Below are 22,705 nucleotides of genomic sequence, written 5' to 3'. Positions count from 1 at the left end.
GCCTGCCCGGCTGCAATCAGCAGGGTAAGGCCGGGTGACGGCGTTATCAGGCATTTTACTAAAAATCCGACCCTGATGCGGTGCATAATTTACTGAATCGGCAACCGGAAACGGTTTGCACGGAAGCGTGCAGCTGCTATCTTATATTTCAGTTGCGCGCGGCAAGCACCGCGTCCCAGCCGGTAAAAGGCCAGCATAAGGCCCGAGTTCGAGGAAACGTAAACCGCAACACCCGAGGAGGATACCTATGACCAATTTCACCAGGCGCGACGTCATCAAGACCACGCTGGGCGCCGGCGCCGCCGTCGCCGCGTCGGGCGCCGGCCTGCTTACCCCGGTCGAAGCCGCCGCGCAGGCTGCTGATGTCGAAAAGGGCGCCAAGCTGCGCCTGCTGCGCTGGAGCCAGTTCGTTCAGGGCGATATCGACACCTGGATGGCCAACACCAAGAAGTTCACCGAACTGACCGGGGTTGAAGTCCGCGTCGACCGCGAAGCCTGGCCGGACGTGGCTCCGAAGGCCTCGGTGGCCGCCAATGTCGGCGCCGGCCCGGATATCGTGCTCGACTTCTTCGACGTGCCGCACCTGTTTGCCGACAAGCTGGTGCCGCTCACCGATATCGCCACCGACCTCGGCAAGAAGTATGGCGGCTGGTTCCCGGTGGCCGAGAAGTATGCCAAGCGCGGCAACAACTGGATCGGTCTGCCGCTCGGCGCTGCCGGCGCTTGCATGGTGCATCGCAAGAGCCACATGCAGGCCGCGGGCTTCTCCACCTTCCCGAAGGACACCGCCGGCTTCCTCGAACTCTGCAAGGCTCTGCAGGCCAAGGGCACGCCGGCCGGCTTCGCGCTCGGCAATGCCGTGGGTGACGGTTCCTGGACCTACTGGCTGATGTGGGCCTTCGGCGGCAAGATGGTGGACGACAAGAACAACGTCGTCATCAACAGCCCGGAGACGATCAAGGCGCTGGAATATGCCCGCCAGCTCTATCCCACCTTCATCAACGGCACGCTCGGCTGGCTTGATCCGAACAACAACAAGGCCTTCCTTGACGGCCAGATCAGCCTGACCAACAACGGCATCTCGGTCTACTACGCGGCCAAGAACTCGCAGGATCCGAAGATCAAGGAGATGGTCGAGGATATCGAGCATGCCAGCTTCCCGATCGGCCCGGTCGGTCGCCCGACCGAACTGCATCTCTTCAGCCAGGCCTATGTCTTCAAGTATTGCAAGGCGCCGAAGGCCGCCAAGGCCTACCTGAAGTTCATGTGGGAGAAGGAGCAGTACGAGCCGTGGCAGAGCGCCTCGATCGGCTACATCACGCATGCGCTGAAGGATTACGAAAACAACGCGGTGTGGAAGTCGGATCCGAAGAACCTGCCGTATCGCGACACGGTGAAGAACATGCTGTGGCATGGCTATTCCGGCCAGCTCGGCTATTCCTCGGCCGCTGCGCTGAATGACTACATCGTCAACAACATGGTGGCGCAGGCTGCCTCCGGCGCCAAGACGCCGCAGGAAGCCGCTGCCGAGGCCGAGAAGCGCCTGATCCGCGTCTACAAGGTCTAAGCCAGGATCGGGGCCGGGCGGTGCAGACCGCCCGGCCCTTTCCTTGCCTGCTTTTTTCGCCCCGTTTCCATTCCGCTTTGTTGATGGCAGCCGCATGAGCATCGCAATCAGGCGCGCCTCCCTCTGGGAGCGCATTGCCGAAAACCGCACCATCCTGTCTATCGTGTTCATGGCGCCGGCTGCCGGCCTGCTGCTGCTGTTCCTCACCTATCCGCTGGGCCTCGGCATCTGGCTCGGCTTCACCGACACCAAGATCGGCCGCGTCGGTCATTTCGTCGGCTTCGAGAATTACATCTCGCTGATCGGCGACAGCATCTTCATGCTCTCGGTGTTCAACACCATCCTCTACACGACCGTCGCCACGGTGATCAAATTCGGCCTTGGCCTGTGGCTGGCTTTGCTGCTGAACCGGCACATGCCATTCAAGTCGATCATCCGCGCCGTGATCCTGCTGCCCTATATCGTGCCCACCGTGCTCTCGGCGATTGCCTTCTGGTGGATCTACGATTCCCAGTTCTCGATCATCTCCTGGGCGCTGACCAAGATGGGGCTGATCAACACCTATCTCGAATTCCTTGGCGAGCCGAACAATGCGCGCGCCTCGGTGATCGCCGCCAATATCTGGCGCGGCATCCCCTTCGTGGCGATCTGCCTGCTCGCCGGTTTGCAGACGATTTCGCCGAGCCTCTATGAAGCCGCAGCCCTCGATGGCGCCACGTCATGGCAGCGCTTCCGCTTCGTCACCGTGCCGAACCTGCTGCCGGTGTTGAGCATCGTGCTCACCTTCTCGATCCTGTTCACCTTCACCGATTTCCAGCTGATCTATGCCATCACGCGTGGCGGCCCGGCCAATGCCACGCATCTGATGGCAACGCTGGCCTTCCAGCGCGGCATCAATGGCGGCGCGCTTGGCGAAGGCGCGGCGATTGCCGTGGCGATGATTCCGTTCCTCGTGCTCTCGACAGTGCTGTGTTACTTCGGGCTGCAGCGGCAGAAATGGCAGCAGGGGAGCTAAGCCGATGAGCGATTCAACGATGAATTCCGGCGCCGCCGACAATCGCGAAGGCATGAGCTACCTGGAAACCCTGCCGCGCCAGGTGGTGGTGCTGTGGATCCCGCTCTGCATCTTCCTGTTCGTGCTGCTGTTCCCGTTCTACTGGATGGGCCTCACGACGTTCAAGCCGAACAGCGAATTGCTGAACTACCGCGACAACAATCCACTCTGGGTGGTCAAACCCACCTTCGACAATATCCGCAAGCTGCTGTTCGATACGCCCTACCCGGAATGGCTGCTCACCACCATGGTGGTGGCAGTAGTGGCCACGGCCCTGTCGCTGTTCGCTTCCGTGCTGGCCGCCTATGCCATCGAGCGCCTGCGCTTCAAGGGCGCCCAGGGTGTCGGCATGGCGATCTTCCTGGCCTATCTGGTACCGCCGAGCATCCTGTTCATCCCGCTCGCCACCATGATCTACAATCTCGGCCTCTACGACAGCATGTGGGCCCTGATCCTCACCTACCCCACCTTCCTGATCCCGTTCTGCACCTGGCTGCTGATCGGCTATTTCAAGTCGATCCCGTTCGAGCTTGAGGAATGCGCGCTGATCGATGGCGCCTCGCGCGTGCAGATCCTGATCAAGATCGTGCTGCCGCTGGCGGTGCCCGGCCTGATCTCGGCCGGCATCTTCGCCTTCACGCTGTCGTGGAACGAATTCATCTATGCGCTGGCCTTCATCTCCTCATCGGAGAACAAGACCGTGCCGGTCGGCGTGCTGACCGAACTGGTGGAAGGCGACGTCTACCATTGGGGCTCGCTGATGGCCGGCGCGCTGTTCGGTTCGCTCCCCGTGGCGATCCTGTATTCCTTCTTCGTCGATTACTACGTCGCGTCGATGACCGGCGCGGTGAAGGAATAAAGCAATCATCGTCATACCCCGCGTAGGCGGGGTATCCACGAGTGTTTTTGACATGTCTATAAAATAAGGAACTCGTGGATGGCTCGCCTTCGCGGGCCATGACGGTTTGTGTTTACGGTTTACACGCCGGCAATGCCGTCGGCTCCGCCGGCGCCGGCCCGCTCAAGGCTTCCAGAAACGCCACCAGCGCGTCGATTTCCTGGTCGCTGAGGTTCAGTGGCTTGAGCAGCCTTTCACCATCGGCATGCAGGCGTTCCTCGTTCAACTCGGAATAATGCAGCACCGTGTCGCGCAAGGTTGCCTTGCTGCCGTTATGCATGTAGGGCGCGGTGCCGACGAGATTGCGTAGACTCGGCACGCGGAATTCGCCCCAGTTCCGGTGCAGCAAAGTGACATGCCGCGTGGTGACGGACTCACGCGCCGGATCGTCACTGAACGGCCCGAGCCTGGTCAGCTTGCTTTCACCCAAGCGCCGCAGACCGAGATGCCGGCCCGGATCGACCAGACCCGGACGCAGCAGATACGGCACGCCGATATCGTGGAATTCACGGTTGGTGAAGCCCGGTCCGATATGGCAGATGGCGCATTGCCCCTTGCCAACGAACAGCTTGGCGCCCTGCTGCGCCGCTTCGTTCAGGCTTGATGTGCGGTTGGCCGCGAGGTCGGCGCGGAAAGCGTCGAACGGTGCCGGGCCACTCACCAAGGTCTCCTGAAACGCCGCCAGCGCCTTGGACGCCATCACCGCCACAACATCGTCATCGGCTTCCGGCGCCGAGCCGGTAGCAGCACGGTAGCGGCAGCTCAGGCCCTCGTCCTTGCGGATATGGTCGGCGATCAGCTTCGGCGTGGCGGCCATCTCGGCAGCCGAGAGCAGCGGCCGCAAACTCTGGGACCACAGGTTATCCTGCGCGCCATCCCAGCCGAACCAGCGGTTCCAGCGGATATCGAGCAGGGTCGGCGCATTACGCAGGAATTCGCCGCGCCCCTTCTCGTGGTCGCTGTATCGCCGTGCCGGCTGGTGGCAGGTGGCGCAGCTCATATCGCCCTTGGCCGAAAGCTTCGCATCGAAGAACAGCGCCTGGCCAAACTGGATCGCGGCAGTGCTGCCGGAGAGCCGGTTGCTGTCGTCGCGCTCAATCGGTAAAGGCCATGGCCCATGGCGCAGCAGGGCGGCGCGTTCGGCTTCGCTGAAATCAGCCGCATTGGCCGGTAGGGCCAGCAGCAGCAGCGCGGCAAGCAAGCGGATCATTGCGCCCTAATCATTGAGCCTGATATTTAGTGGTCAACCGCGTCAGCTTGCCGGCAGCGTTGATCGCCTCGAAAACGAATTCCCATTCGCCCGGCATATGCAGCACCAGGCCCTCGGCGCGGAAACGGCCCTCGCCCACCGCGCGGATGCTCGGCTGGTAGTTCATGCCATGGCGATGCGCCGGCATATGGGCATCGACGCTGAGGCGCGCCGCTGCCGGACACACGGCAAGTTCAAGCGCGAAGGGCACACCGGTCTTGATCTGCGCCGGCTCGCTTTTCCACGCCACCGTCACGCCATCACGCATGGCCTTGGGCGCGGCCTCGAAGCCCGGCAGGCAGGCCCAGGCACTGCCCGGCAGCAGCACCAGCGCGGCAATCAGCGCGGCTTTCATTGCCCGGCGTAGAGCTTGGCGAAAATCGCATCGCCATTGCGCCAGGCGATCTTCTCGGCCACATCCTGCGGCAGATCGGCGAGCCAGCCGCGCGAATACTTGGCGTGCTCGGTGACATAGTACCAGCGTTCGGGCGTGAAGGTATCCGTGCCAACCAGGAAGCGATCGGCATGTTTCAGGAAAACCGGACGCCAGGCATCGGACACCTTGTTGTTGGATGCCTGATCGTTGCGGAAAGCCAGATCGGCCCACAATGCCTTGTGCTTCTCCAGCATCGCCGCCACGGCATCCGGGCGGTCGAAACCGGAATGGGCCCACAGGATGCGCGCTTCCGGCCATTGCTTGAACACGCGGTCGACGGCTTCGGCATCGCCATGCAGATGCAGGAACAGGCCATGCTGCTTGGCCAGTTGCACCATGCGGCGCACGACGGGCAGATCGGCATCGGCGCCATAGACATGGAATTCACCGATGGCAACATAACGATACTGCTTCAGCCGGCTTTCGAGATAATCGATCACCGTGTCGTCGCGCACCCAGCTTGAGATGTCGCTGCGCTTGCGGTAGGGCCGCAGCACCGGGATCACGATATCGGGTGCCAGGCGATGCAGTTTCTGGGTGCCTTCGTCATTCGATGACGACACCATGGCGCGCCGCAGCCCGGCATCGCGCAGGATCTTCACCGCCTGCTCCGGCGGCACCACGTCCCAGGCATCATGGCTGTAATGCAGATGGGCGTCGAAGATCGGCAGGTCAGCCGCCCGCGCGGCCTCTGGCCGCAGCATCAGGCCAGCCACTACGCTCACAATTGCCACCGCGTACCGCATCGAAACCTCCAGAGGTTGCGGCAGGACAATACGATGCCCGGCTCGCAGGAATGAACACAATAATCCCGGGAGGCTTATCGTGAGGAACACAATTTTGTTAAAAAGCCCGGCTTACAGAATCTGGTTAGACTTCATCCATGCACCCGAACCTACAGCGCCTGCATGAGCTGCGCGGCATCGCCCGCCACGCGCTGATGCGGCAGTTCCTTGATGCCGTGATCGCCCTGCATCCGGCCGGGCAATTGCCACCGCGCGCCGCCCTGGATCCACGCGAGGTGGCCGAGCTTCTGCCGCATCTGGTGCTGACCCGGGTGGATTATGCAACCGGCAAGCCGCGTTTCAAGCTGACCGTGATCGGCGAGCAGACCAACAGCGCAATCGGCCTGAAACTGGCCAACCGCTACATGGACGAAGCCCAGGCCAGCGACATGCCGAGCCTGAAATATCCGATCGAGGATCGCGAGACCGTGGTGCGCGAGGGCCTGGCGCTCTACCGCTACGGTCCGCCCCGGCTGGAATACAAGGCCGATTTCGCCACCATCGAGCTCTGCCACACGCCGATGGCCGATGATGGCATCACGGTCAGCCATATCCTATCGGTCACGGTATTCGAGGGCCTGACCGGTTGAGAGGCAGGCTGACAGCGGCGCGTTGAATGGTGGCGGGGGAAGTAATGGTCGGAGCGGCGGGATTTGAACCCACGACCCCTTGCCCCCCAGGCAAGTGCGCTACCAGACTGCGCTACGCTCCGACCGTGTTCGGAACGCCTGGCCAGATAAGCAGGCGGCGCCCGAAGCGGCGCGCACTATAGCCACGCCCTACCCCCGGCGCAACCGCGCGGGGCTGCGGAAATGGGCCTGATCAGGACAGCAATACAGCGGTGGAATTTCAGCGATTCTGGCGCGCGGCGAGTTCGGCGCGCAGCACTTCCAGGTCGGCCAGGGTGGCCTTCACCACCTGCTGCAACCCGTTCATATCCTGCAGCAGGTCGAACGGCATCGAGACCTGGCGCAGATCGTCGGAATGCAGCTTCTTCGGAGCCTTCTCGGCAGCCTTTTCCGGTTTCTGGGGTGCTGGTTCTGCGGCAGGCTTCTTGCCCGTGGCGCGGGCGCGCACCGCCTGGGCCAGGCCGCCTTCGCGCAGCAGCTTCTGCACGCCGCGGATGGTGTAGCCCTGATCATGCAGCAGGCTGCGGATCTCGCGCAGCAGCTCGATATCTTCCACGCGGTAATAGCGCCGGCCGCCGTTGCGCTTCACCGGGCGCACCTGATGGAACTTCTTTTCCCAGAAACGCAGCACATGCTGCGCCACGCCCAGGCTGTCGGCCACTTCGCCGATGGTGCGGAAGGCGCTGGCCGCCTTGGCGGCTTCGGCCCGGCTGCGCTTGGGATTGGACTCGGTTTCCGCCACGCTCAACTGCCTCGACTAGGGTGGCCAGATGGGACAGCCAGATAGGGATGGGCCGGGCTTCAGCCCGCTGCCGGCGCCTTCTTGGAGGAATGCATGCCGGCGTTGATCTTTTCCTTCAGCACATGGCTGGCGCGGAACACCAGCACCTTGCGCGGGTCGATCGGCACTTCCTGGCCGGTCTTGGGGTTGCGCCCCATGCGGCCGCCCTTCGAACGCACCTGGAAGGTGCCGAAGGAGGAAATCTTCACCATGTTATCGGCGATCAGGCTTTCGATGATCTCGTTGAGCACGGTCTCAACCAGGGTGGCGGATTCGCTGCGCGACAGCCCGACTTCCTGGTAGATCGCCTCGGCCAATTGCGCGCGCGTCAGCGTGTTGTCTGCCATACGCCGCCCCCTCTTCTGCAATTTATCTTGGCGTGACGCTAACTTAACCGGGATATAGCGTCAATGGGGCGAACGCCGAATCGGGCCGGAAAAGTCAGCCCCAGAAAGCGATTGGGGGCTGTTACCAGCGCACCAGGGCGCTGCCCCAGGTGAAACCGCCGCCCATGGCCTCCATCAGCACCACGTCGCCGCGCTTGATGCGGCCATCGGCCACCGCCTCGCACAGCGCCAGCGGCACCGAGGCCGCCGAGGTATTGCCGTGGTGATCGACGGTCAGAACCACCTTTTCCGTACCCATGCCGAGCTTCTTGGCGGTGCCGTCGATGATGCGCTTGTTGGCCTGGTGCGGCACCAGCCAGTCGATCTGGTCAGCCGTCATGTTCACCGCCGCCAGGGTCTCCTTCACCACATCCGACAGGTTCACCACGGCGTGGCGGAACACTTCCTTGCCCAGCATCTTGAGATGGCCGGTGGTCTGGGTGGAGGACGGGCCGCCATCGACATAGAGCATGTCGTGGTAGCGGCCATCGGAATGGAGATGGGTGGTCAGCACGCCACGGTCCATGGTGTCGCCCGCGCCTTCTTCGGCGCGCAGGATCAGGGCGCCGGCGCCATCGGCGAACAGCACGCAGGTGGTGCGGTCGGTCCAGTCGATGATGCGCGAGAAGGTCTCGGCGCCGATCACCAGCGCGGTCTTGAACTGGCCGGCCTTGAGGAAATTATCCGCCGTCGCCATGGCGAAAACGAAGCCGGAGCAGACCGCCTGCACGTCGAAGGCGGCGCCGCTGGTAATGCCGAGCGCATGCTGCACACGGCACGCCGTGGCGGGAAAAGTCTCGTCCGGTGTCGCGGTGGCCAGCACGATCAGGTCGATATCGCTGGCCTGGATGCCGGCATGGGCAATGGCGCGCTCGGCGGCCTTGATCGCCAGATCAGAGGTCTTTTCGCCTTCGGCGGCGATATGGCGCTGGCGGATGCCGCTGCGCTCCACGATCCACTCGTCGGTCGTGTCCACCATCGTCGCCAGTTCGGCATTGGTCAGGATACGCTCGGGCAGATAGCTGCCGCAGCCAATGACGACGGAACGAATCATGGAGCCTCCGCGACGGCGGAGGGCGCGATATCAGCGGTGGCGTCCTTGCCATTGTTACTGGTGCTGGGTGACGTGAGAGCTTCGGCAAAAGCGCCGGAGAAATCAGCGCGGATGCGCTCGATCAGGCGGTCCTGTGCCATATCGATGGCCACTTCGATCGCGGCGGCGAAACCGACTTCATCGGTGCCGCCATGACTTTTCACCACGATGCCGTTGAGGCCCAGCATCACCGCGCCATTGTAGAAGCGCGGATCCATGCGGGATTTCAGCATCTGCAGGCCGGAATAGGCCAGCAGATAGCCGAGCTTGGTGAGCAGCGAACGCTGGAAGGCCGAGCGCAGCAGGGTGCCCATCAGCTTGGCGGTGCCTTCAGCGGTCTTCAGCGCCACATTGCCGGTGAAGCCATCGGTAACCACCACATCGGTCTCGCCCTTGGTGATGTCATCACCTTCAACGAAGCCGGTGAATTCAAACGGCGGATTCGGCACCGCGCGCAGCAGGTCGGCCGCGTCGCGCACCGCGCCATTGCCCTTCAATTCCTCGGTGCCGATATTGAGCAGGCCGACGCGCGGGCGATGCCGGCCCAGCGCGGAATGAGCCAGGTTGGCGCCCATCACCGCGAACTGCACCAGGTTGCGGCTGTCGCAATCGACATTGGCGCCAAGGTCGAGCATCACCGTCTCGCCCTTCATCGTCGGGAAGAACGAAGCCAGCGCCGGGCGTTCGATGCCGGGCAGCGTGCGCAGCACCAGTTTCGCCATCGCCATCAGCGCGCCGGTATTGCCGGCCGAAACCACGGCCTGCGCCTCGCCCTTGGCCACCGCATCGATGGCCAGGCGCATCGAGGTGTTGCGGCCACGGCGCACGGCCTGGCTCGGCTTGTCCTCACTGCCGACTTTCTCGGACGTGTGGCGCAGCTCGGAGCGGTCGCGCAGCTGGGGAAATTTGCGCAGCAAAGGCTCCACCTGTTCGGCATCGCCGAACAGGATGAACCTCACCTGCGGAAAACGCGGAAGTATTGCCGCGGCGCCCTTGATGACCATGTCGGGGGCGTAATCGCCGCCCATGGCATCCAGCGCCAGGGTCAGGGTTGGCAGCGTCACAAGCGCGACCTCACCCGGATATCGCGCTGATTAGGCGGCTTCAGTCTTGGCCACAACTTCACGGCCATCGTAATGGCCGCAAGCGCCGCAGACATGATGCGGGCGCTTCAGCTCGCCGCAATTGGTGCATTCCATAAAGGAGCTGCCCTTCAGGGCATCATGCGAACGACCCATATCGCGCTTCGACTTGGACTTCTTCTTCTTCGGAACAGCCATGACACTCTCTCTATCTCTTATCGACCTGTATCGGCGCTTCTCGCGAAGCGGGCCAAGAATCCCCGTCTTATACTCTCACGCGCCCCGGGGACCAAGGGCTTTGCCTTACTTTTCCGTCCCCTGCTTGAGCTTGGCGAGCGCCGCGAAGGGGCTCACCTTGGCTTCCGGCTCGGGGTCCGGGCTATAACCTGCCGGCCAGGAGGCGCCCTCTTTACGAGGGTAGGGATTGAGCGACAGCGCCAATTCCTCCGCCACCACCTCGCCCAGATCGATCACACCGGCCTCAATCGGGTCCGGCGGGTCCTGGGCATCGGGATCCAGTAATTCAGCCTCGTCCTCGGTCAGTTCCGGCAGGGCGGCGAGCGCCGCCGCCACGGCTTCCGGCGGCGCGAAACCGCGCTCGAAAGCCTCCGAAACCACCTCGCGCACCGGCTCCAGCGACACCACGCAGGCCTGTTCCACCTCGGCTTCCAGCCGGCCGGAGAGGTGGTAATGCCCGGCTTCCGCCAGCGGCAGCACGCGGATTTCCGCTTCCAGCTTCAGAATCCCCAGAATACCGAAACGCTGGGCGAGCGCCCGGCGCTCGGATTCGCCAGCAGTCAGACGCAGGCTCACACCCTCGGGGCCGAGTTGGGCCACTTCGAGGGGATGGGTAAATTCGTTACGGATTGGCGCTTGCGCCACCGATGCTGCTCCAGGCCAAAAGGTTCAGGGATGCCGATTTGGGCGGCGGACCATAGGGGCGCCGCGCCTCCAGGTCAATCCCCTAAAGCACCAGGGGTTGGCCCTTAAAGCATCACGGCGCCGGAGGGAACGAAACCTGACCTTTGAGCAGGATATCGGCGCCCTGCCCGGCCATCAGCTGGTCGGCGGCACGGACATAGCCGGCCACCAGGGCGGCCTGGGCCGGGTCGGGCTGGGCCACCGTGCCATAAAGGTTGCGCAGCAGCGCCTGGGTCAGCTCGTCGCCGCCTTCCGCCAGCGCCCGGTCATAAACCGTCAACCGGCCGAAAAAGGCTTTCGCCATGGCCTTGATGCGCTTGCCGACGCTCAGGTCGCCAACGCCGATTTCGCGCAGATTACCGTCCATGTCGGTGAAGATCAGGTCGGCCAGTTCCTGCGCCATGGCCTGGCCCTCTGGACCCAGGGCGTTGAGGCGGCGCAGCACCAGGAAGGCATGCAGTACCAGCAGGTCGAAGCGGCCATCCAGCGTATCGGGCACGCCGCGGTCGCGGTAGAAGCCGGGCTGGCGCGCCTGCTCGACGATGGCGCCATAGAGCGTCACCGCCAGACTGGTCGGCTGCTTTGCCTTGAAGAATGAACTAATCGCCTTAAGCATCTGGCTGCCTGGAACTCTTCAGTTGAAGTGATGGGGCAATTTGCGTTTCCTGGGGGCAGAGGATAATATCTGGGCGTCTCAAGCGCGAGTCTCGGTCCCATGCTTATGTCGTCGCCCCGCACCCTGCTGCTGCTGGCGCTGTTCAGCGCCGTGCTTGTCGCCTGCGCTCCGCGCCAGGATTTCCGTGGCGCCCAGCTTGATGAAGATCGGGTCAAGGAAGTGAAGCTCGGCAGCAGCGAGGCGCAGGTCAATGCCGCCATCGGCTCGCCCTCCACGGTCTCGACGTTCCAGCAATGGGGCACCACCTGGTATTACATCTCCTCGGAAACCGAGGCGGTGGCCTTCCTGGCACCGGAACTGATCGACCAGCAGGTGCTGGCCATCAGCTTCGACAAGGATGGCAAGGTGAAGGAGATCAAGCGCTACGGCATGAAGGATGGCCGCCAGGTCGCCTTCGTTGAGCGCGAGACGCCCACCAAGGGCAAGGACATGACCATCCTGGAGCAGCTGCTTGGCAATTTCGGCCGCTTCAACAATCAGAATACCGGCCGCAGCAACCGCTGATTCGCAGCCAGCCGGTATACCTGGCAGCCATGATTGCGCCATGACATGACCGCGCCTGAACCAGAAAACTTTCATGTGAAACGCCCTGCCGGCTGGGCTGGCCGCAAGCGCGACATGCTGATCGCGCTGGGCCGCCTGACCGCCCTGCCCTTCGGCAAGGACCTGGAACAGCAGGCCGGCGATGACGGCCATGCCGCCTGGGCCTATCCGCTCATCGGCGCCCTGATCGGCCTGTTCGGCGGCCTGATCTTCCTGGCCGCCATCACGCTGGGCCTTGGCATCGGCAGTGCCGCCTTGCTGGCAATACTGGGCGAAGTGCTGCTCACCGGCGGCCGCCATGAACGCGGCCTCGCCCGCTTGGCCGATGGTTTCCGTGGCTTCCGCCTGCTCGGCGCGGCACCGGAAGGGCACGGCCTGGGTCTCAACGCCGTGCTGGCATTGATCCTCTGCCTGGCCTTGCGCGCGAGCGGCATCGAGGATCTGGCCAACAGCCTGCTGGCGGTGGCCGAGGATTTCGAGGCCACCGTGAGCTACGGCACGGCGGCGACCATCGCCCTGGTGCTGGCCGGTGCCGGCTCGCGCGCCGCCATGGTCTGGGTCTGGTTCCTGCTGCCGCCGGCGCCGGCCGACCATGACGAAGCCACGGCCAGACTGGATTATGGCAGTCTGGACCATGACGTGCCGCTTACCGCCGCGATCCAGGCCGCTGCGCTGGCAGCGCTCTGCGGCCTGCTGTTGCTCAGCCTGAAACTGCTGCTGGCGGTAGCCCTGGCTATTGCCGTGGTGGCCCTGCTGCTGCGGGCACTGGGACAGCGCCGGCTCGGCGGCCAGAATGACAGCCTGCTCGGCACCACGCAGCAGGTGGCCGAAGTGGCCATCCTGCTGGTGCTCAGCGCCACCGCCGTGGTGCATTGATGCGACAGCTTCTTCCAGCCCTGCTCCTGCTGCTGTTCGCGGCTTCTGCCGAGGCCCAGAACCGCAACCTGCAAACCCTGCCGCCGGGCGAGATGGGCCGGGTGATCGGCGCCGCCGCCGAATGCAAGATGAACTCGAACCGGGCGGTGATGTTGACCCGCCGTGTGCTGACCCTTACCGACCGTCTGAATATCAATCCGGCGGTCGTGCAGAACGGCATCAATGCCGGCAGCGACCAGGCGCGGCGCGGCCGCATGAACTGCAACAATGCCCGGATCGATTTCGAGGCCCTGGAAGAAGCCCTGGCCGACCTGCCGCCGAAGCCGCTGTAGAGTGTTCGCCGGGTGTTTCACGTGAAACATTACGGGAACAAACCGACGAAATCAGCCGGCATAAACTGATCAATCAGATTCGATACTCGCTGTAATTTATTGTTTTAATTACTCAGCCGCTGCCGCCAGTGCTTCGCGATGCTCGATATGGGCCATGATGGCGTGGAACCATAGCCAGGCGGCGCGGCGCTGGCCCTCGGCGCTCAAATGAGCGCTGTCGCCGATGCCAGCGCGGTTCTCGTCGCCCATCAGGCGGTCGGTATCCGCCCCCGGAAACACCGCCGGGTCATGGCGCCAGAGCCGGTCGATAACCCCGCGCAGCGCCTGCTCACGCTCCGGCAGATCATAGGCGGAAGGATGCCGGGTGGATTTGGCAACCAGCCAGTCGGGCCGGAAATCCAGTTCAGCGGCCAGGGATTTCTGGATCTGCTTCAGCCGCTTGCCCCAATCCTCGGCAGCCAGGCCGCTCTCCACGTCGCTTTCGCCCTGCGCCCACAGCACGGCTCGGAAACGGCCAAGCTGGCCCGCCGCCTGCGCCATGATATCGAACAGCTTGCCATGATCCGGGTGCCAACGCTTGATCGGGCTGCCGCCGAAGGAGATGTTGGCGAAGCCCACTGGCACGCCCAGCACGCCCACCAGCATGTCGCCGACCATCGGCCACACGCTGCCGCCATCGAAGCGCTGCTGCAGATGCATCTTGGTCTGCAGCTTGTTCACATGCGCCCAGCGCCCTTCGCCCTCATCGGGGAAATCCGGGGTTGGTTGCGGATCATGGGCGACACGCCATTGCCGTTTGCGCAGATTGAACGCCGCCACCCGGCCGCGCGGCTCGCTCACCGCCAAGCGGCTGGAATGGTAGTTGCCGACAAAGGATTGCCCGGCGACCAAATAAACTTCGCCGGCACCGAACGGCCCGACGGTGATGCTCTCATCTTCCAGCCGCAGGTTGGCCAGGTACCAGCCGCCGGCCGGCAGGGCCAGGGTGACATTGAAGCGGCCTTCCATATCCGTACGCAGCAGCAGTTCCGGCATGATGTGCTGGCGCGGGTATTCCGTGGTCATGACCCGCAGGCCATAAGTCGTATCCGGCAGCGCCCTGCCGGCAAAAGGCACCAGGGCACGCCCCGGCAACGCGCCGGCATCGGCCACGAAATCCGCGTGAATGTCGTCCGCCCAGGCCAGGCGGCGCTGATACACCGCGTAGGGGACGGGAGAAGTAAAGGCCGTCACGCCCATAATCACCTTCCTGGTTCCATCGGTGCGGTCTTTGACGCCGCGCCGCGATGACAGGCCTTGCGGCCCGTAGGGACAGGGTCGCGATGTCCTCCCAGGGATAAAATCCCGAGACACCGCCCCTGTAAGGACCAATGGCCAAGCCGACCATCCGCCCAGGGGTATAGGACCTACCTATTTGAAATCGCTGGGTGATGCAACCTTCAATCCGGTCGACTGGGTAATCTGTTCCCCGGGGTGTTGCATAATGCCTGGAAAACGGCGGAAACATTTGAAAGAAAAAGGCAAAAAAGAAGGGCCGGGATTGCTCCCGGCCCTTCGATCTGAGGCTTTCGCTTCGGCTTAGTGCGCGAGCACGGCCAGCAGCAGCAAAGCCACGATGTTGGTGATCTTGATCAGCGGGTTCACGGCCGGACCGGCCGTGTCCTTGTAGGGGTCGCCGACGGTGTCGCCGGTCACGGCTGCCTTGTGGGCATCCGAACCCTTGCCGCCATGATGGCCCTCTTCGATGTACTTCTTGGCGTTGTCCCAGGCGCCGCCGCCGGCGGTCATGGAGATCGCCACGAACACGCCGGTAACGATGACGCCGAGCAGCATCGCACCCACCGCGGCGAAGGCAGCAGCCTGGCCGGCGATGACGTTGATCACGAAGTACAGCACGATCGGGCTGAGCACCGGCAGCAGGCTGGGGATGATCATTTCCTTGATCGCCGCCGCGGTCAGCAGGTCAACGGCCTTGGAATAGTCCGGCTTCGCCGTGCCTTCCATGATGCCCTTGATCTCCTTGAACTGGCGACGGACCTCGACCACCACCGAGCCGGCAGCGCGGCCGACAGCGGTCATGCCCATGGCGCCGAACAGGTACGGCAGCAGGCCGCCGATCAGCAGGCCGACGACCACATACGGATTGCTCAAGGAGAAGTCGATGGTGACTCCCTTGAAGAAGTACTTGAGGTCTTCCGTATAGGCGGCGAACAGCACCAGCGAACCGAAGCCGGCGGAACCGATGGCATAGCCCTTGGTCACGGCCTTGGTGGTGTTGCCCACGGCATCGAGCGCGTCGGTGGTCTTGCGCACGTCCTTCGGCAGTTCCGACATTTCGGCGATGCCGCCGGCATTGTCGGTGACCGGACCGTAGGCATCGAGCGCCACCACCATGCCGGCGAGCGCCAGCATCGTGGTAACGGCCACGGCGATGCCAAGCAGGCCGGCCAGCATATTGGTGACGATGATGCCGATGACGATGAAGAGCGCCGGCAGTGCCGTCGCTTCCATCGAAACCGCGAGACCCTGGATCACGTTGGTGCCGTGACCCGTGGTCGAGGCCTGTGCCACGCTGCGCACCGGACGGTATTCGGTGGAGGTGTAATACTCTGTGGCGACCACGATCAGCGCCGTCACGATCAGGCCGGCGATGCCGCACCAGAACAGGCTCATCGCCGTGAAGCTCTTGGCGCCCACGGTGAAGCTGGCCCCCATGGACCCGAAGATCCAGGTGGTGATCGGCCACAACGCGATGGCCGACAGCACACCAGTAACGATCAGGCCCTTGTAGAGCGCGCCCATGATGTTCTGGGAAGCGCCGAGCTTGACGAAGTAGGTGCCGATCACCGAGGTGATGATGCAGGCGCCCGAGATCACCAGCGGATAGAGCATGAACTTCGAGGCGGTGGCGGCGTCAGCGACGAAATAGATCGACGCCAGCACCATGGTGGCCACGATGGTCACGGCATAGGTTTCGAACAGGTCGGCAGCCATGCCGGCGCAGTCGCCCACATTGTCGCCCACGTTGTCGGCGATCACGGCCGGGTTGCGGGGGTCATCTTCCGGGATGCCGGCTTCCACCTTGCCCACCAGGTCGGCGCCCACGTCGGCGCCCTTGGTGAAGATGCCGCCGCCGAGACGGGCGAAGATCGAGATCAGCGAGGAGCCGAAGCCGAGCGCCACCAGGGCGTCGATGACTTCGCGCGATGAGGCGCCCATGCTCTTCAGCGCCATGTAGTAGACGGCGACGCCGAGCAGCGCCAGGCCAACCACCAGCATGCCGGTAACGGCGCCGGACTTGAAGGCGATGTCGAGGCCCTGGGCAAGGCCCTGGCGCGAAGCTTCAGCGGTACGCACGTTGGCGCGCACCGAGACGTTCATGCCGATATAGCCGGCGGCGCCCGAGAGCACGGCACCGATCAGGAAGCCGATGGCGACCTTGACGCCAAGCGCGAAAATCAGGATCACGAACACGACCGCGCCGACGATGCCGATGGTGCGGTACTGGCGGTTCAGGTAGGCGGAGGCGCCTTCCTGGATCGCGGCGGCGATTTCCTGCATGCGCTGATTGCCCGGCGAGGCCGACAGCACGGATTTTGATGTTACAAAGCCATACGCCAGGGCGATAACGCCGCAGACGATGGTGAACCACAACTCGGTCATGGCGGGATTCCCCTCAAATATTGCCCTAGAAACGTTTCCTCCTGATCCTGTCCGGTGCGCCGATGGCGCTTCCAGGCAGGCAGGATGCCCCCGCCCCGACTCATACCGCCAGGGCTATTGCGCGGGCGACGATGCCAGAAACCGCCTAGGCGCGCAATAACAAGCGTTTGGCTAGTTTTGCCGGAATTCTAGGGGCTTAGCCTTATAAACGGGCAGCGTGGCGGCGCACCAGCATGAGCCAGACCACGGCCAGGGCGGCCATCAGGATGAACGGCAGCGAGGCCATGGAAACCGAGTTCCAGCCGTAAAAATACAACAGCTTACCCGAGCCGAGCGAAGCCAGGGCAACGGTGCCGAAAACCAGGAAGTCGTTCAGCGCCTGGGTCTTGGCCCGTTCCGAGGGCCGGTAGACCTCGGTGAGCAGCGAGGTGGCACCGATATACATGAAGTTCCACCCCACCCCGAGCAAGGCCAGGGCAAGCTGGAAATTCATCACCTCCTGGCCCGAAAGCGCGACGGCCATGCAGATGATGTTGAGTGCCGCGCCGATCAGGATGATGCGCAACGTGCCATAGCGGGCAATCAGGTTGCCGGTGAAGAAACTGGGGAAGAACATGCCGAAGACGTGCCACTGGATCACCGTGGCGGCGTCAGCGAAAGGATGCGCGCAGATCTGCATCGCCAGCGGCGTGGCGGTCATCATCAGATTCATCACGCCATAGGCAAACATGCCGGCCATGGCAGCGACGATGAAACTGGGCTGGCGCACGATCTCGGCCAGCGGCCTGCCCTTCTCGGTCATTTCCGCCACGGTCGGGTTCGGCAATCGCACGAAGACGAGCACGCCCAGCACCAGGGTGGCCAATATGGCGGCGGCGATATAGGAGGCCAGGAAAAGATGCGGCGACAGCATCTCGCGGGTGTATTTGGCTACTTCCGGGCCAAGGAACGCAGCGCAGAGGCCGCCAACCATGACCCAGGAAATCGCCCGGCTCTTGAAGCTGGGCGGCGAAATATCGGCAGCGGCGAAGCGATAGAGCTGCGTGAAGGCATTGGATGTGCCGAATACAAAGGCGCCGGCGCAGAACAGCCAGAACAGGCCGAGATAGACGCCAAGGGCGGCCAGCAACGAGCCGCCGCCGGCCAGCAGGCAGCCAAGCACGAAGCCAGGCTTGCGCCCGACGCGGTTCATCAGCATCGAAGCCGGTATCGTCGACAATGCCGTGCCGGCAACCACGAAAGTCACCGGCAGTGTGGCATAGGCCTTGTCATCCACCAGGATATGGCCAACCAGACCGCCCAGCGTCACCTGCAGCATGTTGGCGGAATTGCCGAGCGCCATGCAGGCCGCCAGCAGGAATACATTGCGCTTCGCGGCCGCTTCGGCCAAATGGGAAACACTCACGGACATATCCTGACTAAACTGCCACTATTTCAGCGGCGAGATGACCCCAGACTTACCGCCGCTACTTCAGCGGCGAGATGACATTGAGCAACAATACCTGCGTCACCACGCCCTTACCCATCACATCCTCGGTCGGCTGGCGCAGTATGTTCTTGAGCTGGACGAGGTCCTTGGCCTCGAACCGGATCGGCACCTTCACCGGGTCCAGCTTCATCAATTCGCGGATATAACGGTCGCGCAGCAGATGCATCTTGGCATTGATCTCCGGCACGTTGTCCGGCGGCGCCTCAAGATGGAAGATCACGATCACTTCGCGCGGCTTCTGCCCTTCCGGCTCGACCCAGACCGAGAACGGATCAAGCGGGATGAAGGCCGGGCGTTTCACCGGCGCCGGCGGTGGGGCTTCCTCCACAACCTCGGCAGGCTTCTTGGCGAAGACCAGGAAATACGCCGCCGCGCCGCCGCCGCCGAGCGCCAGCAGCACCACAACAGCGACGATGATGAGCACCATCTTGTTCACGGCAGCCTCGAGTCCTTAAGACCCGACTCTAACCCCAGTTCAGAAATGTTGATAGCCGCCCAGGCCAGGCCCCGGCCCAGCCTGGATGACCAGGGGCTGGCCTGCCGCATCCAATAGCCGCAGGCCGGGTTCCGGCACCATCCTGCCGATATGGCTGACCGGCGTGGCGGTGGCTTCGCCGAGTGCCTGGATGGCTGAAGCCATTTCCGGCGGGGCGGCAAACAGGATTTCATAATCATCGCCACCCGCCAGCAGGTTGGGCAGCAAGTCCGGCAACGCGCGTCCGGTTTCAGATAGTGGCACACTGGCCGCCATGATCTCGACGCCTAAGCCGGCGGTGCGGCTCAAATGTCCCGCATCCTGCAGCAGACCGTCCGAGACATCCATGGCGGCATGGGCCAGGCCACGCAGGCCACGGCCAAAGCCCAGGCGCGGCTCCGGCAGATGCAGGCGCAGATCGCAATGGCGTGCCGCCTGGCCGGTCAGCGCCAGACGTCCGAGCTTGGCTTCAAGGCCAAGCCAGGCATCGCCGATGCTGCCGGTGACGAACAGCGCATCCCCTGCCCTGGCGCCGCCACGGCGGATCATGCCGCCCGCCGGCACCAGGCCCAGCGCAGTGATGTTCAACACCATGCCGCCGGGAGACTTCACCGTGTCGCCGCCGGACAGATGAATGCCGAACGCCGCCTGATCGGCGGCGAGGCCGGCCGCGAAAGCCGCGATCCAGGCCGGCTCCGGCGCCTGCGGCAGGCCGAGGCCAAGCTGATAAGCGTATGGCTTGGCGCCCTTGGCGGCGAGATCGGAGAGGTTGACACGCAAGAGCTTGCGCGCGATGCGCTCCGGTCCGTCGCTGTCAAGGAAATGCACGCCGCTGACAAAGGCATCGCTGGTCAGCACCAATTCCTGGCCTGCCGGAATACTGAGGCAGGCGGCATCGTCCTTGAGTCCGAAGGCGCCCGGCAGCCCGGCGCTCAGCGGCGCCAGATATTGCTCGATCAGTTCGAATTCCCCGAGCGGCATGGCAGCCGTCCCCGGTCAGCGCGGCGTGAATTCGTTCGGGCGCAGGCGGCGCGCCAGGCCGTCCAGCACGCCATTCGCCAGCTTGATTTCGCGCGGGCTGAAGAAGGCGCGCACGACACCGAGATATTCATCAATGATGGTGCCGGCCGGCACATCGATCCGCGCCAGCAACTCGAAGCAGGCGGCACGGATCGCCAGGCGCAGCACGGCTTCCAGCCGCTCCAGCGCATCGGCGCGCGGGATCGCCGCCTTGATCTGTTCGTCGATTTCGGCCTGGCGCTTCACCGTGCCGCGCACCACTTCGCCGAACCAGTCCGGATCGGCCTGGCGGAACTGCTCGCCCTCGATCTCCTGACCCAGCCGGGCCTCGCGGAAATCCTGGATCACGCCTTCAGCGGGCTTGCCGGAAAACTCGATTTCATAAAGCGCCTGAACGGCGAAAAGACGGGCGACGGAACGGCGTCCTGCCGGACGCGGGCCCTTGGGCACCACGTCCTCGCCCTGCACGGGTTTGCTCATGATGCGAAAAGCTGCTTCAGCCCGATCATGGCAACACAGGCAAGGGCTGCTCCACCGCCCTTGTCGAGCTTGTCCGGGCGGGCGCGCTCCCAGGCCTGCTCTTCGTTTTCAACGGTGATGATGCCGTTGCCGATGGCGGCCTGATGGTTCACCGCCAGATCCTGCAGCGCGCGGGCGCTTTCATTCGAGACGATATCGTAATGCGAGGTTTCGCCACGGATGACGCAGCCGAGTGCAACGAAGCCGTCATAGGCCATGTCGCCCTTGCGGTTCATGGCGAAGCGGATCGCCGCCGGGATTTCCAGCGCGCCCGGCACGTCGATGCGGTCATAATGGAAATCTGACGCCTCGATGGCGGCGCGGGCGCCCTCGAACAGCGCATCCGAGATATCCTCGTAGAAGCGCGCCTCGATGATCAGCACGCGCGGCTTGCGGATATCCAGCGACAGGCTGCCCATCACCTGCGACTTCGAGGTGGCGAATTTCTTGATCTTGGTGGCAGGCTTCTTCTTGCCCGCTTTCGGCTTGCGCGAAACCATGGCTCAAATCTCCCCCTTGCGCGCCGCGACAGGCCGCGTTTCCGCCACCGTCAGGCCATAGCCTTCCAGGCCGACGATGGTTCTCTGTACGTTGGAGAGCAGGATCATCTCCTTGACCCCAAGATCAAGCAGGATCTGCGCGCCGATGCCATAATCCCGGAGTTGGCCGGGGTTTTCAACCGGCTCGCCCATTTTGCGCCGCAGCGTGTCGGACAAGGCGGTGGGGCGTGGCTCGCGCAGCAGCACTACCACACCGCGGCCGGCTTCGCTGACCATCCGCATCGCCTCATGCAGCACACCGGCACGGGCGCCATGGTCGCCCAGCAGATCGCCCAGCACATTCATCGCGTGCATACGCACCATCACCGGCCCACCGGAGGACACGTCGCCCTTTACCAGGGCGATATGCTCGGCATATTCCACCGTATTGCGGTAGACCAACATCTTGAATTCGCCGCCCCAGACGCTGTCGATGGCGCCCTCGGCCACCCGCTGCACCAGATTGTCATGGCGGCGGCGATAGGCGATCAGGTCGGCAATGGTGCCGATCTTGAGGTTATGGAATTGCGCGAACTTCACCAGGTCCGGCAGCCGGGCCATGGTGCCGTCGTCATTCATGATCTCGCAGATCACGCCGGACGGATCGAGACCGGCAAGCCGGGCAATGTCCACCGCCGCTTCGGTATGGCCGGCACGCACCAGGGTGCCGCCGTCGCGCGCCATCAGCGGAAAGATATGGCCGGGCGTCGCCAGGCTGGCGGCATGGCTGGCCGGGTCGATGGCAACCTCGATGGTGCGGGCACGGTCAGCGGCGGAAATGCCGGTGGTGACGCCTTCGCGCGCCTCGATCGAGACGGTGAAGGCGGTGCCATGGCGCGAGGCGTTGTTCTGCGCCATCAGCGGCAGCTTGAGATGCTCGCAACGCTGGCGGGTCAGCGACAGGCAGATCAGGCCACGGCCGAAACGGGCCATGAAGTTGATCGCGTCGGCATCGCATTTCGCCGCCGGGATATAGAGGTCGCCCTCGTTCTCGCGATCTTCCTCGTCTACCAGGATCACCATGCGGCCACGCCGCGCCTCGGCGATGATCTCTTCGGAATTGGCGAGGTAACGCTTCAGTTCTGACAGATCATCGCTCACGGCTTCACCCAATCACGCAGCCGCGCCACATAGCGGGCCAAGGTATCGACTTCGAAATTCACTTTTGAGCCTTGTTTCAGGCCGCCCAGGGTGGTCACCGCCTGGGTATGCGGAATCAGGTTGATGCCGAAGCGGTCGGCATCCACGGCATTGACCGTCAGCGACACGCCATCCAGCGCCACCGAGCCCTTCTCGGCGACGAAGCCTGCCAGCGAAGCCGGCACGCGGAAGGTCAGGCGCAGGCTGTCGCCCTCGGGCTTTGCTTCCACCACCTCGGCCAGGGCATCGACATGGCCCGAGACGATATGACCGCCGAGTTCGTCTCCGACCCGCAGCGAGCGTTCCAGGTTGACCTTGCTGCCCTCGCCCCAGCCACTCAGGTTGCTGCGCGAGAGTGTCTCCGCCGAAACATCGACGGCGAACCAGTCGGCCCCGGTCTGCACCACGGTGAGGCAGACGCCGGAACAGGCGATGGAGGCGCCGATGGCAATTGTCGCGGTGTCATACGCGGTGCGGATGCGGAAACGGGTATCGCCGCGCTGCTCGCGAGCGGTGATGGTGCCGATGTCGGTGACGATGCCGGTAAACATG

Annotated in this window: 26 protein-coding genes and 1 tRNA gene; 7 read left to right on the top strand and 20 right to left on the bottom strand. The window is 63.7% G+C overall.

The genetic code is table 11. From position 1 onward, the window contains the following. Positions 1-247: 247 nt before the first annotated feature. From ACQY7X_RS18755 to ACQY7X_RS18745, 3 genes are all read left to right on the top strand, one after another. A complete protein-coding gene (locus ACQY7X_RS18755) occupies positions 248-1,567 on the top strand; it encodes an ABC transporter substrate-binding protein (protein ID WP_428246937.1) in 1,320 nt (439 codons plus the stop codon). 94 nt (positions 1,568-1,661) lie between these two features. Then, a complete protein-coding gene (locus ACQY7X_RS18750; protein WP_428246936.1) occupies positions 1,662-2,582 on the top strand; it encodes a carbohydrate ABC transporter permease in 921 nt (306 codons plus the stop codon). Positions 2,583-2,586: 4 nt separating this feature from the next. Further along, positions 2,587-3,480: a carbohydrate ABC transporter permease gene (locus ACQY7X_RS18745; protein ID WP_428246935.1), complete on the top strand. Its 894-nt coding sequence runs from the start codon at positions 2,587-2,589 to the stop codon at positions 3,478-3,480. A gap of 112 nt (positions 3,481-3,592) precedes the next feature. Here the strand turns inward: ACQY7X_RS18745 and ACQY7X_RS18740 are convergent, their stop codons facing one another. Genes ACQY7X_RS18740 through ACQY7X_RS18730 form a run of 3 tightly spaced genes read right to left on the bottom strand, consistent with a single transcriptional unit; the run spans position 3,593 to position 5,950 of the window. Then, positions 3,593-4,729: a cytochrome-c peroxidase gene (locus tag ACQY7X_RS18740; RefSeq protein ID WP_428246934.1), complete on the bottom strand. Its 1,137-nt coding sequence runs from the start codon at positions 4,727-4,729 to the stop codon at positions 3,593-3,595. Between the two features lie 10 nt (positions 4,730-4,739). Continuing rightward, positions 4,740-5,123, bottom strand: a complete 384-nt coding sequence (locus tag ACQY7X_RS18735; protein WP_428246933.1) for a hypothetical protein — start codon at positions 5,121-5,123, stop codon at positions 4,740-4,742. Continuing rightward, a complete protein-coding gene (locus ACQY7X_RS18730) occupies positions 5,120-5,950 on the bottom strand; it encodes an amidohydrolase (RefSeq protein ID WP_428246932.1) in 831 nt (276 codons plus the stop codon). The genes ACQY7X_RS18735 and ACQY7X_RS18730 overlap by 4 nt, the downstream gene beginning before the upstream one ends. A gap of 137 nt (positions 5,951-6,087) precedes the next feature. On the opposite strand from ACQY7X_RS18730, the gene ACQY7X_RS18725 reads away from it, so the two are divergent. Then, a complete protein-coding gene (locus tag ACQY7X_RS18725; protein WP_428246931.1) occupies positions 6,088-6,579 on the top strand; it encodes a hypothetical protein in 492 nt (163 codons plus the stop codon). Positions 6,580-6,624: 45 nt separating this feature from the next. On the opposite strand, the gene ACQY7X_RS18720 is transcribed toward ACQY7X_RS18725, so the two are convergent. The 8 genes from ACQY7X_RS18720 to ACQY7X_RS18685 all read right to left on the bottom strand — a co-directional run bounded on the left by ACQY7X_RS18720 (position 6,625) and on the right by ACQY7X_RS18685 (position 11,497). Next, a tRNA-Pro gene (locus tag ACQY7X_RS18720) sits at positions 6,625-6,701 on the bottom strand. 137 nt (positions 6,702-6,838) lie between these two features. After that, complete coding sequence (locus ACQY7X_RS18715) at positions 6,839-7,360, bottom strand: MerR family transcriptional regulator (RefSeq protein ID WP_428246930.1); 522 nt, start codon at positions 7,358-7,360, stop codon at positions 6,839-6,841. 59 nt (positions 7,361-7,419) lie between these two features. Next, positions 7,420-7,746, bottom strand: coding sequence for an integration host factor subunit alpha (locus ACQY7X_RS18710; RefSeq protein WP_428246929.1), 327 nt, complete (start codon positions 7,744-7,746; stop codon positions 7,420-7,422). A 121-nt stretch (positions 7,747-7,867) separates the two neighbouring features. After that, a complete protein-coding gene (locus tag ACQY7X_RS18705) occupies positions 7,868-8,839 on the bottom strand; it encodes a beta-ketoacyl-ACP synthase III (RefSeq protein WP_428246928.1) in 972 nt (323 codons plus the stop codon). Then, positions 8,836-9,906, bottom strand: a complete 1,071-nt coding sequence (plsX, locus tag ACQY7X_RS18700) for a phosphate acyltransferase PlsX (RefSeq protein WP_428250077.1) — start codon at positions 9,904-9,906, stop codon at positions 8,836-8,838. Before plsX ends, ACQY7X_RS18705 begins: the two co-directional genes overlap by 4 nt. Before the next feature lie 66 nt (positions 9,907-9,972). Next, entirely contained in the window at positions 9,973-10,158 is a 186-nt protein-coding gene (gene rpmF, locus ACQY7X_RS18695) for a 50S ribosomal protein L32 (protein ID WP_428246927.1), read from the bottom strand. A 105-nt stretch (positions 10,159-10,263) separates the two neighbouring features. Further along, on the bottom strand, positions 10,264-10,842 hold the full coding sequence (locus tag ACQY7X_RS18690; protein ID WP_428246926.1) for a YceD family protein: 579 nt from the start codon (positions 10,840-10,842) through the stop codon (positions 10,264-10,266). 112 nt (positions 10,843-10,954) lie between these two features. Next, positions 10,955-11,497, bottom strand: coding sequence for a ubiquinol-cytochrome C chaperone family protein (locus tag ACQY7X_RS18685; protein ID WP_428246925.1), 543 nt, complete (start codon positions 11,495-11,497; stop codon positions 10,955-10,957). A gap of 105 nt (positions 11,498-11,602) precedes the next feature. On the opposite strand from ACQY7X_RS18685, the gene ACQY7X_RS18680 reads away from it, so the two are divergent. The 3 genes from ACQY7X_RS18680 (at position 11,603) to ACQY7X_RS18670 (ending at position 13,308) form a co-directional block, all read left to right on the top strand. Continuing rightward, a complete protein-coding gene (locus ACQY7X_RS18680; protein WP_428246924.1) occupies positions 11,603-12,061 on the top strand; it encodes an outer membrane protein assembly factor BamE in 459 nt (152 codons plus the stop codon). Between the two features lie 75 nt (positions 12,062-12,136). Then, positions 12,137-12,976, top strand: coding sequence for an adenosylcobinamide-GDP ribazoletransferase (locus ACQY7X_RS18675; protein WP_428246923.1), 840 nt, complete (start codon positions 12,137-12,139; stop codon positions 12,974-12,976). Beyond that, positions 12,976-13,308 (top strand): hypothetical protein, encoded by a 333-nt coding sequence (locus tag ACQY7X_RS18670; RefSeq protein ID WP_428246922.1) that lies wholly within the window; start codon positions 12,976-12,978, stop codon positions 13,306-13,308. The genes ACQY7X_RS18675 and ACQY7X_RS18670 overlap by 1 nt, the downstream gene beginning before the upstream one ends. 108 nt (positions 13,309-13,416) lie before the next feature. Here ACQY7X_RS18670 and ACQY7X_RS18665 read toward each other — a convergent pair whose 3' ends face one another. The 9 genes from ACQY7X_RS18665 to ACQY7X_RS18625 all read right to left on the bottom strand — a co-directional run bounded on the left by ACQY7X_RS18665 (position 13,417) and on the right by ACQY7X_RS18625 (position 22,704). Further along, entirely contained in the window at positions 13,417-14,547 is a 1,131-nt protein-coding gene (locus ACQY7X_RS18665) for a sialate O-acetylesterase (RefSeq protein WP_428246921.1), read from the bottom strand. Between the two features lie 339 nt (positions 14,548-14,886). After that, the gene (locus ACQY7X_RS18660; RefSeq protein ID WP_428246920.1) at positions 14,887-16,971 is read right to left on the bottom strand and encodes a sodium-translocating pyrophosphatase; all 2,085 of its coding nucleotides are present in this window, start codon (positions 16,969-16,971) and stop codon (positions 14,887-14,889) included. A gap of 202 nt (positions 16,972-17,173) precedes the next feature. Further along, positions 17,174-18,382: an MFS transporter gene (locus ACQY7X_RS18655; RefSeq protein ID WP_428246919.1), complete on the bottom strand. Its 1,209-nt coding sequence runs from the start codon at positions 18,380-18,382 to the stop codon at positions 17,174-17,176. Positions 18,383-18,437: 55 nt separating this feature from the next. Continuing rightward, on the bottom strand, positions 18,438-18,896 hold the full coding sequence (locus tag ACQY7X_RS18650; RefSeq protein WP_428246918.1) for a hypothetical protein: 459 nt from the start codon (positions 18,894-18,896) through the stop codon (positions 18,438-18,440). A gap of 39 nt (positions 18,897-18,935) precedes the next feature. Next, entirely contained in the window at positions 18,936-19,916 is a 981-nt protein-coding gene (gene thiL / locus ACQY7X_RS18645) for a thiamine-phosphate kinase (RefSeq protein WP_428246917.1), read from the bottom strand. Between the two features lie 15 nt (positions 19,917-19,931). Then, the gene (nusB, locus tag ACQY7X_RS18640) at positions 19,932-20,435 is read right to left on the bottom strand and encodes a transcription antitermination factor NusB (protein WP_428246916.1); all 504 of its coding nucleotides are present in this window, start codon (positions 20,433-20,435) and stop codon (positions 19,932-19,934) included. Continuing rightward, entirely contained in the window at positions 20,432-20,974 is a 543-nt protein-coding gene (locus ACQY7X_RS18635; RefSeq protein WP_428246915.1) for a 6,7-dimethyl-8-ribityllumazine synthase, read from the bottom strand. Before ACQY7X_RS18635 ends, nusB begins: the two co-directional genes overlap by 4 nt. Positions 20,975-20,977: 3 nt before the next feature. After that, positions 20,978-22,114, bottom strand: coding sequence for a 3,4-dihydroxy-2-butanone-4-phosphate synthase (gene ribB, locus ACQY7X_RS18630; RefSeq protein WP_428246914.1), 1,137 nt, complete (start codon positions 22,112-22,114; stop codon positions 20,978-20,980). Next, positions 22,111-22,704 (bottom strand): riboflavin synthase, encoded by a 594-nt coding sequence (locus ACQY7X_RS18625; RefSeq protein ID WP_428246913.1) that lies wholly within the window; start codon positions 22,702-22,704, stop codon positions 22,111-22,113. Before ACQY7X_RS18625 ends, ribB begins: the two co-directional genes overlap by 4 nt. Position 22,705 lies beyond the last annotated feature (1 nt).

The sequence above is a fragment of the Ferrovibrio sp. genome, assembly GCF_965278975.1.
GTDB lineage: Bacteria > Pseudomonadota > Alphaproteobacteria > Ferrovibrionales > Ferrovibrionaceae > Ferrovibrio.
This window is presented reverse-complemented; position numbering and strand designations above follow the sequence as displayed.